We start from the raw sequence: 13,090 nt of genomic DNA, 5'->3' as shown, positions 1-13,090 counted from the left end.
CGGTCAACGGTCTGTTACGGCGCCCGGCGCAGCGGCTGAGCCTCACACAGGATCAGCGCGAACCAGTCCTTCTCGTCGGTCCATTGCTCGATCGGCGTCCAGCCCCCCGCCCGGAGCAGCTGGCGGGCGCCGTTGGGGCCGTATTTGTGGCTGTTCTCGGTGTGGATCGTCTCGCCTGCCGCCATCGCAAAGGGCCGGCCGTCGACGGTGAAGTCGACATCGCGCTGCGTCTCAAGATGCATTTCGATCCGCGCATAATCGGCGTTCCAGATCGCGCGGTGGCGGAAGGCGTCGATCGGGATCGTGCCGTCCAGCTCGCGGTTGATCCGCTCGAGCAGATTGAGGTTGAACGCCGCCGTCACGCCCGCCGCATCGTCATAGGCGGGGACTAGGATGTCGGGTGACTTCACCCGATCCATGCCGATCAGCAGCCGGGCGCCCTCGCCCAGCCATTCGCGCATCGCGCGCAGCAGGTCGACCGCGTGCCAGGCGTTCATGTTGCCGATCGTCGAGCCGGGGAAGAAGCCGAGCTTGGGCATCTTGGCTACCTGTTCGGGCAGCGGCACGGGGCGGAGGAAATCGGCCTCGACGGGATAGACCGGCAGACCGGGGAACGCCTGGGAGAGCTGGGCGGCGGAGTGGCGCAGGAACTCGCCCGAAATGTCGATCGGTACATAGGCTGCGGGCTCGATCGCGCGGAGCAACCGCGGCGTCTTCACCGAGGAGCCGGAGCCGAATTCCACCACCGCCGCATTGGGGGCCGCCAGACTACCCAGATCGGCGGAGATCGACTCAAGCAACGCTGTCTCGGTACGGGTCGGATAATATTCGGGGAGTTCGGTGATCTCTTCGAACAGCTCCGAACCCCGACGGTCGTAGAACCAGCGTGCAGGGATCGCACGCGGGCTGGCGGCAAGGCCGGTCAGCACGTCGGCGCGGAAATGGGGGTCGGCAAGGCTGGCCTGGCCGTCTTCGAGTTCCTGCTTGAGCATCAGAGGTCCTTCGCCAGACGTACGCCGGTGAACTGCCAGCGCTGGTGGGGATAAAAGAAATTGCGGTAGCTGGCGCGGACATGTCCGCGCGGGGTCGCGCAACTGCCGCCGCGCAGCACGAACTGCCCGCTCATGAACTTGCCGTTATATTCACCGACCGCGCCCTCGGCGGCACGGAAGCCGGGATAGGGGCGGTAGGCGCTGCCGGTCCATTCCCAGACATCGCCGAACCACGCAGGGCCGCTGGTCGACGGGCGCGGCTCGACCGGCCCGGCTGCGTCGAGCTGGTTGCCCGACAAGGGATCGGCGTTCGCCGCCGCGGCTTCCCACTCGAATTCCGTCGGCAGCCGGGCACCAGCCCAGCCGGCATAGGCGTCAGCCTCGAAAAAGCTGACATGGGTGACGGGCGCGGCCGGGTCGATCGGGCGGCGGCCGTCGAGCCCGAACCGGGTCCAGACGCCGTCGATATGCTGCCAATAAAGCGGGGCCGCGACCTGATTCGCCTGCGCCCAGGCCCAGCCGTCCGACAACCAATGGCGCGGATCGGCATAGCCGCCGTCGGCGATGAAGGCCGCCCATTCCCCGTTGGTGATCGTGCGGTCCGCCAGCGCGTGCGGCGCAAGCAGCGTCTGATGGCGGGGGCCTTCGCAGTCGAAGGCGAAATCCTCATGCGCGCGCGACGCGCGCACGTCGATCCCGACCTCAGTCACCCCCTGCTTTCCCGAGATCCAGCCGATCGGGGCAGGCATCGCCACCGGCACCTTGGCAGCACCAGGCCAGACCGCCGGTTCGAGCGGATTGACCGAGAAATGGTGGAGAATGTCGGTAAGCAGCAGCTCCTGATGCTGCTGTTCGTGCTGGCAACCGAGCACGATCAGCGCCAGAATATCCGGAGCGAGCGTTGGGATCGCATCGCAAATCGCTGCATCGACCGCAGCGCGATAGGCGTGGACTTCGTCCAGCGTGGGGCGCGAGAGCATGCCCCGGCGCGGACGCGCATGGCGCTGGCCTTCGGCCTCATAATAGCTGTTGAACAGGAACGGCCAGCGATCGTCGAACAGGCGATAGCCGGCAACATGATCGCGCAGCACGAACGTCTCGAAGAACCAGGTCGTATGGGCGAGGTGCCATTTCGCCGGGGACGCGTCGTCCATCGACTGGATCGTCGCATCCGCATCCGACAGCGACCCGACGAGCGCGGTGCTGAGCGCCCGCACCGCCGAGAAATGGCGGACGAGCGCATCGGGAGCAGCGAATATGGCCGGTTCCGTTCGCACTCTGTTCTCCTACCGCAAGCATGCCCGCCGGGCAACCCATACGGAGGGATGCGCGAGGCCGGAGGGCTATTGGTCGCTAGGCCCCCCAGGCACCCACAGAACGTCTGCTTCTCCCTTTTGGTTCATGGTGCGCGCTGCCACGAACAAAAAATCCGAAAGTCTATTGAGATAGATGAGTGCGTTAGCGCTGAGACCGCCCTGGTCGTTCGCGGCGACGGCAGCGCGTTCGGCCCGGCGGGTGATCGCGCGTGCGAGGTGGATCGCCGCTGCCGCCGGACTACCGCCGGGCAGCACGAAACTGTTCAACGGCGCGAGGTCTTCGTTGCATGCGTCGATCGCAGATTCCAGCCATGCGATCTGCTCGGCCGTGATCCGCAGCGCGCCTTCGCGATCCCCCGGCGTGGCGAGATCGGCCCCGAGATCGAACAGATCGTTCTGGACACGCGCGAGTGTGGCGTCGAGCGGATCGCCGTCTGCAAGCGTGGTCCGCGCGACGCCGATCGCGCTGTTCGCCTCGTCGACATCGCCGATCGTCTCCATCCGCGCGGAAGCCTTGGAGACGCGCGAGCCGTCGGCGAGGCCGGTGGTGCCGGCGTCGCCGGTGCGGGTGTAGATCTTATTGAGCTTGACCATGGCGGCGGAGCGTAAGGCGGATGGGCCTTCGCGGCTAGAGGGCGAAGGGACAGGGTGCGGGTCCCGGGCGGCGGCGGATGCCACGCAAATGCGGGCGGTCTCCGCTCCCGGCCCCAGCCCGCCCCCTTCCCCCTAGGTCGCACTACTCGCGCCGAGGCGGCCCTCTGGGAGCGGGCGAGTGTTACGCCATTACGTTGCGGCCGCGCTGCACGGTGGCGCTGTGCCCGATGCTTGCCTTGAGGCTGCGCTCGGCGACCGTCTCCACGAACACCCAGTCGTTGCGGGCCTGATCGGGCGTCAGCGTCAGCGCCATGTAGCCGCGGCGGCTGGTGTCGCACCATTTCAGCTCGGGATTCGCCCTCACCATGGCGGCTGCAACCACCTTCGGATCGGTCTTGAGCGCGCTTTCGAACCCCGGGGAGGTCACCGCGTGACCGGCAAACTCGACGCCTGCCGCCTTGCCGTCCTGCGCGAGGTCGAATGCCCAGGCATTGTGGCTGTCGCCACACACCACCAGCAGGTTGGCGCCCATTGCCTGCGAGGATTTGAGGAACCGCGCACGCGCCGCCGGATAACCGCCCCAGCTGTCATAGCCGAGCGGCAGCCCCAGCGTGCCCGCGGTCACGCCGGCCTGGACATAAGCCTTGGCGCGCGGATCCGCGTCCGGCGCCAGCCAGCCCAGCGCCTCGGCCGGCGTCGTCAGGTTGCCCATGATCGTCCCGAAGCCGACCACCTGCCAGCGCTGCCCTGCCTTCACCGAACGACGCATGGCATGATCCAGCCACACTTCCTGCTCGCTGCCGAGCATGGTCACCGCCGGATCCTGCCAGGCACCGTCGCGGAAGGCGGTGAGCGCCTTGACCGGATCGGCCTCCTTGAACAGCGGCGCGACATCGGGCTGCTGGCTGCGCGCGAGCAGCCGGCTCTCGGTGCGGAAGAAGGTCGCCAGCGTACCGATCTCATAGGTGCCCCAGGGCGTTTCGGAGACAGGCATCCACTCGCGGAACACCTGCATCGCCGCCGCCTTGCGGGCGCTCCAATCGCCTTCCTGGTCCGGCTGGTGGTTTTCGGCACCGCCTTCCCAGCTGTCGTTCGCGCTTTCATGGTCATCCCACTGCACCAGCATCGGCTTGGCGGCATGCAGCGCCTGGAGGTCGGGATCGGCGCGGTAGCTGGCATAGCGCAGACGATAGTCGGCGAGATGGATCATCTCGCCCGCCGGCTCGGGCCAGCGCCCGCCGATCGCGCCGCCGGTCGGCGCATAGCCGCCCCTGGCATATTCGTAGAGATAGTCGCCCAAGTGCACCCACACGTCGATGTCGTCGCGTGCGGCCGCATGGCCATAGGCGTTGAAATAGCCGAACGGCAGGTTCGAGCAGGAGAAGATAGCGATTCCGAAGCGACGCGCGTCGCCCAGCGGCAGGGTCTTGGTGCGGCCGATGGGCGAGAAGCTGCCGTCCGGCCCAACGAACCGGTAGAAATAGCGGGTGTCGGGCGACAAACCGGCGACCGTCACCTTGGCGGTATGGTCGCGCCATGGGCCGGTGATCTGCTCGCCCTCCGCGACGATCCGGGTGAAGTCGGCACTGGTAGCGATCTGCGCGCGCAGCTTCACCGCGCCGCCATCGGCGGGGATGTAGCGCGTCCAGAGCAGCATCGTGTCCGGACCGGGCTCCCCGCTCGCCACCGAGTGGGTAAAGCCCCGCGCGGCGGCTTGCGCCAGCGCAAAGCCGGGCAGCGCAAGCGCTCCCAAACCAAAGGTGCCGGTAAGCATCAACGAGCGGCGGTCTATACGGAGGTTCATCTTGTCGCGTCCCTTTGTCGGTCGGTCGCTCCGTGCCGCCGCTTGGTGTCGTGTTCGTGACAGCCGCGCAAAGCTGGGCTAGGCAAAATGACGAATCAGTGTTCGGGGCGTTGAATGATGGGGTCCGCACCCTGCTGGATGGGAAGTCCGCCGGCAGCACAGAGACGAAGGCACACGTGAACCTAACCCGAATCGTGCCGGTTCTTCCCCGGCCTCAACGCCGTGGCAGCACGGCTGCATCCCTCGTCGAGCCTACCGAGGCCGTCTGATGGCGACTCGCATCGACACGCTCGGTATGGCCGCGCCCAGGGCCGGGCTCGGTGCCGTCGTGGCTGCTCTTCCCCGCTGGCTGATGCTGCTCGCCACTGCGATCGCGGTGCGCGCCGTCACCTTCGGCAACCCGCTGATCGCGGTGGACGAGCAATTCTACTGGGTGACCGCACAGCGGATGCTGCACGGCGCCCTGCCCTTCGTCGACATCTGGGACCGCAAGCCGATCGGGCTGTTCCTGCTCTACCTGCCCGCAGCAGCTCTAGGCATGCCCTGGGGCATCCTGGCGTATCAGCTGTCGGCACTTGCGTGCGTCGTACTGACCGCTGGCCTGATCGCCCGCATCGCGGACCGCGTTGGCTGGGGCGCGGGGGCCATGCCGGCGGCACTCCTCTACATTCTGATGCTCAACGTGGCGGACGGCCAGGGCGGGCAGGCGCCGGTCTTCTACAATCTTCTGACCATTGCCGCGGTCGCGCTGATGCTGCCGCGCGCGGACGATCGCGACGGGTGTCCGGTACGGGTAGGCCGCAACCTGCTCGCGATGCTGCTGATCGGCCTTGCCCTGCAGGTGAAATATACCGTCCTGTTCGAGGGGCTGTTCCTAGGCCTGTGGCTGCTATGGCGCGAAGCGCGGCTGGGCGCGGGCGCCCTCCATGTCGTGCGACGCGGAATCGGCTATGCTGGCATGGCGATGCTGCCCACGCTCCTCGCCGCGGCCGTCTATGTCGGGCTGGGGCATTTCGACGCTTGGTTCTACGCCAATTTCGGCTCGATCCTCGACCGGCGGAGCGACCCCTTCATCGATCTGGTCGGCGCGTTCTTCGAAGTGATGGTGCCGCTGGCGCCGCTGCTCGTGCTGAGTACGCTCGGCTGGATGCGGCTGCAACGGGCAGGCGCGGTCAGTCCGGCGGACCGGCTGCTGATCGGCTGGCTGATCGCCGCGATGGTGGGGCTGATCGTGTTCGGTTCCTGGTACCCGCATTATGCGCTGCCCGCGATGGTGCCGGCCAGCCTGTGCTGCGCCGCCTTTTTCGCGCAGGACTCGGTCGGCCGCCGGATCGTTGCCCCGGTGTTGCTGGGCGTTGCGCTGATCGCCGGCACTGCCTGCGTCGTCGTCGCCCAAGCCAAGCGCGGCAGCGCGGCACAGCTTGCGACGCTTTCCGATGCGATCGGACGGGACAGCGGCTGCCTCTACGTCCATTCGGGGGACTCGATGTTGTATGGCGCGACCGGCCGCTGTGCGCTCAGCCCTTGGCTGTTCCCAAGCCACCTGTCGCGCGAGCGGGAGAACGGCGCGCTGGGCGTCGACCAGATCGCCGAGGTAGACCGGATCTTCGCAAAACGCCCGGCGGTGGTGGTGATGCGTACCCCCTTCCGCGGCGAGCGCATTGCAGTGCGAACCCGGGTGCAGCGCTATCTTCATCGCCTGGGCTATGTGGTGCGCGGCACCTATCTGATGGGCACGGTGCCGACCACCGTCTATGCCGCGCCCGACAACGCCCCGGCCGCCACGCCCGGGCGTCTGGCGAGCAGACCGGCATAATAGTCCATCAACGCCGCAGCGTGATCGGCGTCGCTACGCACCTTCGCCGCGCCGTTGCGCGCGGCGTGACGCAGAATCGCCTGGTCTCGGCGAAATAGGCGCCGGATGGCGTCCGCTGCAGACAGCGTATCTCGCGCGGCATAGGTTTCGGCGAAGGGCGGTTCGGCGATCTCGGCAAAACCGCCCTCGTCCGGCCCGATCAGCGGCAAGCCGGAGGCCAGCGCCTCCCATGCGACCAGCCCGAACGGCTCCGCGTCCGATCCGTGGATCAGCGCGTCCGAGCTCGCCAGAATGCGGGACAGGTGCAGGCGATCATAGACGGGCCGGAAGATTCGGATATGCGGGCTGCCCGCGATGAGCGCTTCCAGCTGGTGGCGCTGCGGCCCGTCGCCAAGCAGCATCAGCCCCACCGGCAGATCGTTCGCCGCCGCCTCCACCGCCTCGATCACCAGCGGCCAGCGCTTTTCCTTGTGATGGCGCCCGAGCCCGAGCAGCAGGTGCCCCTCCGGCGGCAGGCCCAGCTGAGCGAGCATGGCGATGCGCAGCTTCTCGTCGCGCAGATCGGGGGAGAACCAGCCGCGATCGATGCCGAGCGGCACGGACGCATCCACCTTCAGGCCGCGCCGTTCGAACCGTTTCGCCAGCGCAGGGCCGTTGGTCACGAAGGCATCATAGCTTTCGAGGAAGCGCGCCATGTAGCGGGTGTACCAGCCAAACGCCTGCTCGACCTGGAGCGGCGTCGCGACGCTGTCCAGCCAGCGTTGCGGATAGGTGCCCACCAGATCGCCATGCGCGAAATAGACCTTCAGCGCATCTCCCCGCCACCGGGCCACCGTCCAGGCCGGAAGCCAGGGCGAGCTGTTCTCTACGATGTCGGGCTGGAGCCGATCGAGCACGGCCCAGACGGGCTCGTCCTTCACGAAGATCCGGTAGTTGCGATCGAGCAGCAGCGGGGGGGCCTTCACCCAATGGATCGCCCCGCCGCCGGGCCGCTCTTCCACTGCATCTTCCACGCCGGGGGCGACGACGATCAGTTCATGCCCCAGATCGGCCATCAGGCCCATCTTGCGATCAAGATAGGTGCGCACCCCGCCGCCGGTAGGCGAGTAGAACTCGTTGACGTCGACGATGCGCATCGGCCCCCTCAGTCGAGCGGGCCAAAGCCTCCCAGCCCGCGCAGATACTGCGCACGAATGTTCACGCGCGTCACTCCGTTCCCGACATGGACGATCGCCTGACGCAATTTGGGACGGCTGCGCCCCAGGCGCTGGTTCGAGGGAAAGCCCGCGCCATCGGTCCAGAAGTCAAACTTGTTCTTGCCGTCACGATCATGGGTGAACAGCACGGCATAGGTACCCGGCGCAGGAACGCGGATGCACATCGTCACCGGATCCGAGGGCGGGGTATTCGCCCAGATGCGACGGAAGGTCTTGCCTTCCTTAACGAGATCACGATCGTCCTTTAGGAAATCCTCCTCGGACGCGGGATAGAGCTCCAGCTTCAGCCGGCCGCTATGATCCTTGAGGCCGGTGATCTCCGCCTGGATGGCGGGGCCGCGGCCGCCGGTGCAGGCGCCGGCATCCTCGCCCAGCACCTGTGCCTGCGCGCCATGCGCGGCGGTGGCGGCAAGCATCGACGCGGCCAGAAGCGCAGTGCGGTTCATGCGGTTTTCCTCGTGAGCAATGCGTGCAGGCCGAAACCCGCGATCAAGACCATATGGGCAACCAGCGAGAGGCCGGCGATCAGCGCCATCAACTCGGAAAGCGCCTCGCCCTGGCCGATCACCATGATCGCGAAGCTGGCGAACAGCAATTCCTTGTTGGGCACGAGCGGCAGGCGCCAGGCGAGCAGCCGCCCTGCCGACAGCAGCAGCCAGATGCCGATCGAAACCTGCGGCATCGCGAAATGCCAGGCAAAGGCGATCAGCACCGAACTGGTAACGATGCGCAGGCAGTGGATGCCGAACACCCACCAGAGCTGTCCGCGCGGCAGCGAGAAGACGCGCTTGGAGAACACCAGGAAGGGCAGCGACATCGCGAAGATCACCGCGATCGAGCCCATCAGCGTGTTGAATTCGGCGGGCTTGAGCAGATCGATTCCGAAGGGCAACGCGAGCGCTACCACCGCCAGGGTCATCGCGTTGCCGGCGATCGCCGACAGGATCGTCACGTCCTTCACCGCGCCGAACGGGGCCGCCACCATCTGGGTGCGCTGGCGGGCCCATGCGTAGAAATAGGCCTCGCCCGAATAGCCGAGCAGCACCTCGTTCGCGATCCGCTTCTTGTGAAGCGCGATCATGCCGTCGATCGGGATCCGCCAGAGCTTGCGGAAGATGATGTAGTCGAAGGTCGGCGAGCCCAGATAATAGAGCACGAAGACCAAATAGAAGAGCGGATTGGTGGGCATCGCCCGCTTCAGGCTATCCACCCCGCCGCCGAACAGCTCGCGCGCGAGGCCCGCGACCATGAGCAGCGTCAGCGCCGCGCCCAGCCACATGGGCCAGCGCCGCTTGATCTTTTCGACGGGCTCCAGCCCCGCCAGGTCCGGTGCAGCGGGAATCGCCGCCGCTTCGACCACGCGGGCGTCCATCGAAGCCTCTCCAGCCTGCCTGTTCAATCCGTTCAAAAGCGCCACCGACAAGCCCGAAACAATCTCAATCTTCCCGCGTTCTGGCGTTTCCCCGGCTCTCCGGCGCCTCGCGCGACGTTGGGCTAATCCCAACACATTGCGGTTTATTCCGGCAGCGATTTGGGCTTTAGAAAGGCAAACCGCAAGTAGATGCTGTATCGCTCGCCCCCCTCCACGCCGCTGCATGTCATGGCCTTCGCAGAGACTCTGCAGGGCGGTGGCGTCGAACGGGCACTGCTGCGCATGGCGACGGGGTGGCTCGAAAGGGGGCATCGGGTAACGCTGGTGCTCGGCGCCTGCGAAGGGCCGCTCGAAGCCGAACTGCCGCCAGGCATCGAGGTGATCGAGCTGGGCAGCCCGCATTACCCCATCCTGCTGCGGCTGCCGGGCGTGGTGCGGAACGTGGATCCGGACGTGATCTTCTGCCCCGGCAACTATTATACCGCGCCCACCGCGATGATCCGCATGCAGCTGGGCAAGCGGTGCCCGCCGATCGTCGCCAAGGTATCGAACGCGCTGGTCCGACCGGAAATGTGGCGGGTCGTCGCCTGGGGCTATCACCGCTGGCTGCGCTGGCACCCCTGGTTTCTCGATCATGTGGTGGCGATGACGCCGGCCATGGCGCGTGAGGCGATCGCCGAAATGGCTATCCCGGCCGATCGGGTGAGCGTGATCGCAAACCCGCCGGCCGAGCGGATCGCCGATGCGGAGGCCATGGCCCTCCCGGTTGGCCGCTATATCGTCGGCGTCGGGCGTCTTGAGCCGCAGAAGCGCTGGGATCGGCTGATCGCCGCGCTTCCGCGGCTTGCGGATCCGTCGATTCGCCTGCTGCTGCTGGGTGAGGGCAGTGCCCGTGCAGCGCTGCAGGCGCAGATCGACCGGCTTGGGCTGGGCGAGCGGGTAACGATGCCCGGCCATGCGGGGGATCCGCTGCCCGCGCTGAAGGGCGCGACGGTGGCAGCGCTCACCTCCGATTATGAAGGCGTGCCGGGCGTGATTCGCGAGGCATTGTCGCAAGGCACGCCGGTCGTCGCCACCGAGGCGAGCGTCGCGGTCCGCGAACTCATCGATTCGCCTGCCGTTGGAACCGTGGTGCCGAGAGAGGACCGCGATGCGCTGGTGTCCGCACTGAACCATTGGCTGGAGCCCGGCCGTGCGCGGCCCGCCCCCCGCGCGGACAAAGGCGATCCCGTCGGCGACTATCTTGCATTGTTCAGCCGGCTGGCGCGTCAGCGCATCGCGTAACGCAAGCCAACCCACAGCGTGCGCGGGGTCGCGCGCTCGATCACGTTGCCGCCGCTGATGGCGGCCTGCACCTCCGCATCGAACAGATTCTCCGCGCGCCCTTCCACGCGGAGCGATCGGGTAAGCGGCAGGCCCAGCGTCGCGTCCACGGTCCAGGCGGCGTCGAGCCGGGCGCTGTTCTGATCATCCTCGAACCGCGCGCCGGCATAGCGCGCCGTCACCGACGCATTGGCCACCGCCGCGCGCCAGGCAAGCGTCGCCGATCCCAGGAAGCGCGGCGTCTGGGCCGGGCGCAACCCCTCGAGCGACATCGCCGCGCCGGAGGCGTGGACATGGGAATCTGCATAGGCCCAGGATCCGGCGAGGCTCCACGCGCCGCGCGTCCACTGCCCGTCCAGCTCGATGCCCTTCGCCTCCACCGCGTCCAGATTCTGCCGCTGGCGATAGGCACCCGCCGCCGAGACGAAACCGACGCCGGGGAAGGTCCCCGGACCTCGCGCCAGGGTCACATTGGCGATCGCGCCGTCGAGGCGGTTCCAATAGCCGGTCGCGCGGAAGATCAGGTCCGGCAGCGGCCGCAGGTCGACGCCCACTTCCCCGCCCCATAACCGCTCGGGATCCAGGCCGGGGTTCGCCGCGGTAGCGTCTGCGCCCGCGCGGAACGGACGGTAGAGTTCGTTCAGGGTCGGCAGGCGCCAGCCGCGATAGCCCGCGGCGCGCAGCGTCACCGGACCGAACGCATAGGCGGCACCGAGCCGACCGGTCGGTTCCCAGCCATGCCGGTTTGCGTATCGCGAATCGGTCAACGCCGGGCCGGACGCCAGCGGCGCTTCGAACAGACTGCCGTCGTAGATCGTCCAATGGTCGAGCCGGCCGCCGGCATCGAGCGTCCAGCCGCCGCTGTTGTAGCTGGCATTGGCGAAGCCGCCGGTGGTGAGGCTGGCGCCCCCCGCGATGCGGCGGCGCGTCGGGTTGGTGCCTACGAAGGTATAGAGTTCCCGTGTCTCACCCGAGACGCGGCGGAGGTCGCCGCCCAGCCGCAGCGCCACACCGCCGCCCACCGGCGGGGCGATCTCGATGCGACCGCCGATGCCGGTTGCGGGCACTTCCTGCTGCACCACGGGGCTCACCGTGTCGCGCGCGGCGGAGATGCTGGCAAAGCCGCTCTCGAACTGGCGCACCTGGAGATAGGCGAGCGCCGACCAGCCCCACGCGCCCTTCTGCCCGTTGCCGCGCCGGACGAGCCGCACGCTGGCATCGGCGCCCTTGCTCAGCACGTCGGTAAAGGCGGTGCCGCGATCGCGCTGGTCGGTAAAGCCGGAGAGATTGGTCTGGAGCTCGGTGCCGCCCCCGACGTCGGTCACACCGCGCACGGCGAGGCTCGCCTGTTCATAGGGGGCGGCACGGTCGACCCGCCCGGGACGGACGATCGGCACGAAGCCATCGCTGCGCCCATATTGCCCCGCGACGGTGAAGAACCCGCCGGTCACCGGCACGGCCGCCACGCCGCCGGCATCGACGCTGTCGCGGCTGCCGGAGAAGGCCCCCAGGTTCAGCCGCCCGAGGTCGACGGGGCTGCCGCTCTCCAGCTCGACCGTACCTGCCAGCGCGCCCGGCCCGGCAAAGCCACTGCCGCCGCCGCGCGTTACCCGCACCTTCGCCAGTCGTCCGGGCATATAGGCGGGGAACGGTACCCAGCCGCCAAAGGGGTCGGTCTGCGGCACGCCATCGAGCAGCAACAGCGCCCGGCTGGAGGCGTTGCCGCCGAGGCCGCGCAGCGTGATACCCTGGCTGGTCGGATGCGCCGAGCTGGAGGTCGATCGGCGGAACTGCGCGAGCCCCGCCACATCGGCGAGCACGTCCTCGATCCGGTTGCTGGCGGTGTCGGCAAGCCGCGCCCGGTCGATCGTCACCACGTCATAGGCGGCGTCGCCCGGCGGCACGTCAAGGCCGCGGCCGGTGACGACGATCTCGGACTGCGAGCTGTCCTGCCCGAAGGCAGGCATCGCCACGCACAGCGCCGCGACGGCGCATCCCAGTTTTTCAAGCATGTGGTGCGACGGTATCCGGATGGGCGGCGACAAAGGCCGGATGGGAGACGGCAGCCGCCTCGGCGCGCAGCAGCAGCGGATAGGCGTCCAGCGGCACGGCAAAACGGCGGGCGTTGAACAGTTGCGGGACCAGGAAACAGTCCGAGATGTCGGGTGCGACACCCCCGAGGAAGGGGCCCTCGCCGCCCGCATTGCGCACCATCGCCTCCAACGCCGAAAAACCCTCGGTCATCCAGTGCGCCGTCCAGGCGGAGCGCGTCGCGACATCGGCGCCGACCGCGTGCTCCAGATGGCGCATCACCCGCAGATTGTTGATCGGGTGTACGTCCATCCCGATCACCATCGCGCGTGCCAGCGCATCCGCCCGCGAATCCGGATCGACAGGGATCAACCGCGGTGCGGGATAGCGCGCATCGAGCCAGTCCAGAATTGCCAGGCTCTGGGTGACGATGCGCCCATCGGCTTCCAGCGCCGGCACAAGTCCCTGGGGATTACGAGCAAGGTGCTCGGGGCTGCGCTGCGCGTTCTCCAGCAAAGGAATCTCATGCCGCACATAGTCCACGCCCTTCAGGTTGAGCGCGATTCGCACCCGGTACCCCGCCGAGGAGCGGAAATAATCGTGCAGCACCAGCATGGGCTTGCCC

11 protein-coding genes are annotated in these 13,090 nt (G+C 67.8%); 2 read left to right on the top strand and 9 right to left on the bottom strand.

Translation table 11 applies throughout. The features are described from left to right. Window positions 1-14: 14 nt before the first annotated feature. From egtD to A7X12_RS07810, 4 genes are all read right to left on the bottom strand, one after another. A complete protein-coding gene (gene egtD, locus A7X12_RS07825; RefSeq protein WP_064311107.1) occupies window positions 15-992 on the bottom strand; it encodes an L-histidine N(alpha)-methyltransferase in 978 nt (325 codons plus the stop codon). Further along, the gene (gene egtB, locus A7X12_RS07820) at window positions 992-2,209 is read right to left on the bottom strand and encodes an ergothioneine biosynthesis protein EgtB (RefSeq protein WP_064311143.1); all 1,218 of its coding nucleotides are present in this window, start codon (window positions 2,207-2,209) and stop codon (window positions 992-994) included. Before egtB ends, egtD begins: the two co-directional genes overlap by 1 nt. A 126-nt stretch (window positions 2,210-2,335) precedes the next feature. Then, complete coding sequence (locus A7X12_RS07815) at window positions 2,336-2,902, bottom strand: cob(I)yrinic acid a,c-diamide adenosyltransferase (RefSeq protein WP_064311106.1); 567 nt, start codon at window positions 2,900-2,902, stop codon at window positions 2,336-2,338. A gap of 181 nt (window positions 2,903-3,083) precedes the next feature. After that, a complete protein-coding gene (locus tag A7X12_RS07810; protein ID WP_064311105.1) occupies window positions 3,084-4,706 on the bottom strand; it encodes an alkaline phosphatase D family protein in 1,623 nt (540 codons plus the stop codon). A 268-nt stretch (window positions 4,707-4,974) separates the two neighbouring features. Between A7X12_RS07810 and A7X12_RS07805 the strand changes: the two genes are divergently transcribed. After that, complete coding sequence (locus A7X12_RS07805; protein WP_064311104.1) at window positions 4,975-6,522, top strand: hypothetical protein; 1,548 nt, start codon at window positions 4,975-4,977, stop codon at window positions 6,520-6,522. On the opposite strand, the gene A7X12_RS07800 is transcribed toward A7X12_RS07805, so the two are convergent. The 3 genes from A7X12_RS07800 to A7X12_RS07790 are packed head-to-tail and all read right to left on the bottom strand — an operon-like array spanning window position 6,459 to window position 9,111. Then, window positions 6,459-7,658, bottom strand: a complete 1,200-nt coding sequence (locus A7X12_RS07800) for a glycosyltransferase (protein ID WP_064311103.1) — start codon at window positions 7,656-7,658, stop codon at window positions 6,459-6,461. The two genes, A7X12_RS07805 and A7X12_RS07800, sit on opposite strands and share 64 nt — an antisense overlap. A gap of 8 nt (window positions 7,659-7,666) precedes the next feature. Continuing rightward, the gene (locus tag A7X12_RS07795) at window positions 7,667-8,185 is read right to left on the bottom strand and encodes a DUF2141 domain-containing protein (RefSeq protein WP_064311102.1); all 519 of its coding nucleotides are present in this window, start codon (window positions 8,183-8,185) and stop codon (window positions 7,667-7,669) included. Beyond that, the gene (locus tag A7X12_RS07790; protein WP_064311101.1) at window positions 8,182-9,111 is read right to left on the bottom strand and encodes a hypothetical protein; all 930 of its coding nucleotides are present in this window, start codon (window positions 9,109-9,111) and stop codon (window positions 8,182-8,184) included. Before A7X12_RS07790 ends, A7X12_RS07795 begins: the two co-directional genes overlap by 4 nt. Window positions 9,112-9,300: 189 nt before the next feature. Between A7X12_RS07790 and A7X12_RS07785 the strand changes: the two genes are divergently transcribed. Then, the gene (locus A7X12_RS07785) at window positions 9,301-10,395 is read left to right on the top strand and encodes a glycosyltransferase (protein ID WP_084445204.1); all 1,095 of its coding nucleotides are present in this window, start codon (window positions 9,301-9,303) and stop codon (window positions 10,393-10,395) included. On the opposite strand, the gene A7X12_RS07780 is transcribed toward A7X12_RS07785, so the two are convergent. Both A7X12_RS07780 and maiA read right to left on the bottom strand, forming a co-directional pair. Continuing rightward, on the bottom strand, window positions 10,380-12,446 hold the full coding sequence (locus A7X12_RS07780; RefSeq protein ID WP_064311100.1) for a TonB-dependent receptor plug domain-containing protein: 2,067 nt from the start codon (window positions 12,444-12,446) through the stop codon (window positions 10,380-10,382). The genes A7X12_RS07785 and A7X12_RS07780 overlap by 16 nt on opposite strands. Next, window positions 12,439-13,080 carry a maleylacetoacetate isomerase gene (gene maiA / locus A7X12_RS07775; protein WP_064311099.1) on the bottom strand — a complete coding sequence of 214 codons (642 nt, stop codon included), beginning with the start codon at window positions 13,078-13,080 and terminating at the stop codon, window positions 12,439-12,441. Before maiA ends, A7X12_RS07780 begins: the two co-directional genes overlap by 8 nt. Window positions 13,081-13,090 lie beyond the last annotated feature (10 nt).

Origin of the sequence: Sphingomonas sp. TDK1 (assembly GCF_001650735.1) — a bacterium.
GTDB lineage: Bacteria > Pseudomonadota > Alphaproteobacteria > Sphingomonadales > Sphingomonadaceae > Sphingomonas.
This window is presented reverse-complemented; position numbering and strand designations above follow the sequence as displayed.

What these genes read in the sequence shown, in the direction of transcription:
- egtD (WP_064311107.1), bottom strand. Translation starts at nt 992, where the DNA reads ATGCTCAAGCAGGAACTCGAAGACGGCCAGGCCAGCCTTGCCGACCCC.
- A7X12_RS07815 (WP_064311106.1), bottom strand. Translation starts at nt 2,902, where the DNA reads ATGGTCAAGCTCAATAAGATCTACACCCGCACCGGCGACGCCGGCACC.
- A7X12_RS07810 (WP_064311105.1), bottom strand. Translation starts at nt 4,706, where the DNA reads ATGAACCTCCGTATAGACCGCCGCTCGTTGATGCTTACCGGCACCTTT.
- A7X12_RS07805 (WP_064311104.1), top strand. Translation starts at nt 4,975, where the DNA reads ATGGCGACTCGCATCGACACGCTCGGTATGGCCGCGCCCAGGGCCGGG.
- A7X12_RS07800 (WP_064311103.1), bottom strand. Translation starts at nt 7,658, where the DNA reads ATGCGCATCGTCGACGTCAACGAGTTCTACTCGCCTACCGGCGGCGGG.
- A7X12_RS07795 (WP_064311102.1), bottom strand. Translation starts at nt 8,185, where the DNA reads ATGAACCGCACTGCGCTTCTGGCCGCGTCGATGCTTGCCGCCACCGCC.
- A7X12_RS07790 (WP_064311101.1), bottom strand. Translation starts at nt 9,111, where the DNA reads ATGGACGCCCGCGTGGTCGAAGCGGCGGCGATTCCCGCTGCACCGGAC.
- A7X12_RS07785 (WP_084445204.1), top strand. Translation starts at nt 9,301, where the DNA reads ATGCTGTATCGCTCGCCCCCCTCCACGCCGCTGCATGTCATGGCCTTC.
- A7X12_RS07780 (WP_064311100.1), bottom strand. Translation starts at nt 12,446, where the DNA reads ATGCTTGAAAAACTGGGATGCGCCGTCGCGGCGCTGTGCGTGGCGATG.
- maiA (WP_064311099.1), bottom strand. Translation starts at nt 13,080, where the DNA reads ATGCTGGTGCTGCACGATTATTTCCGCTCCTCGGCGGGGTACCGGGTG.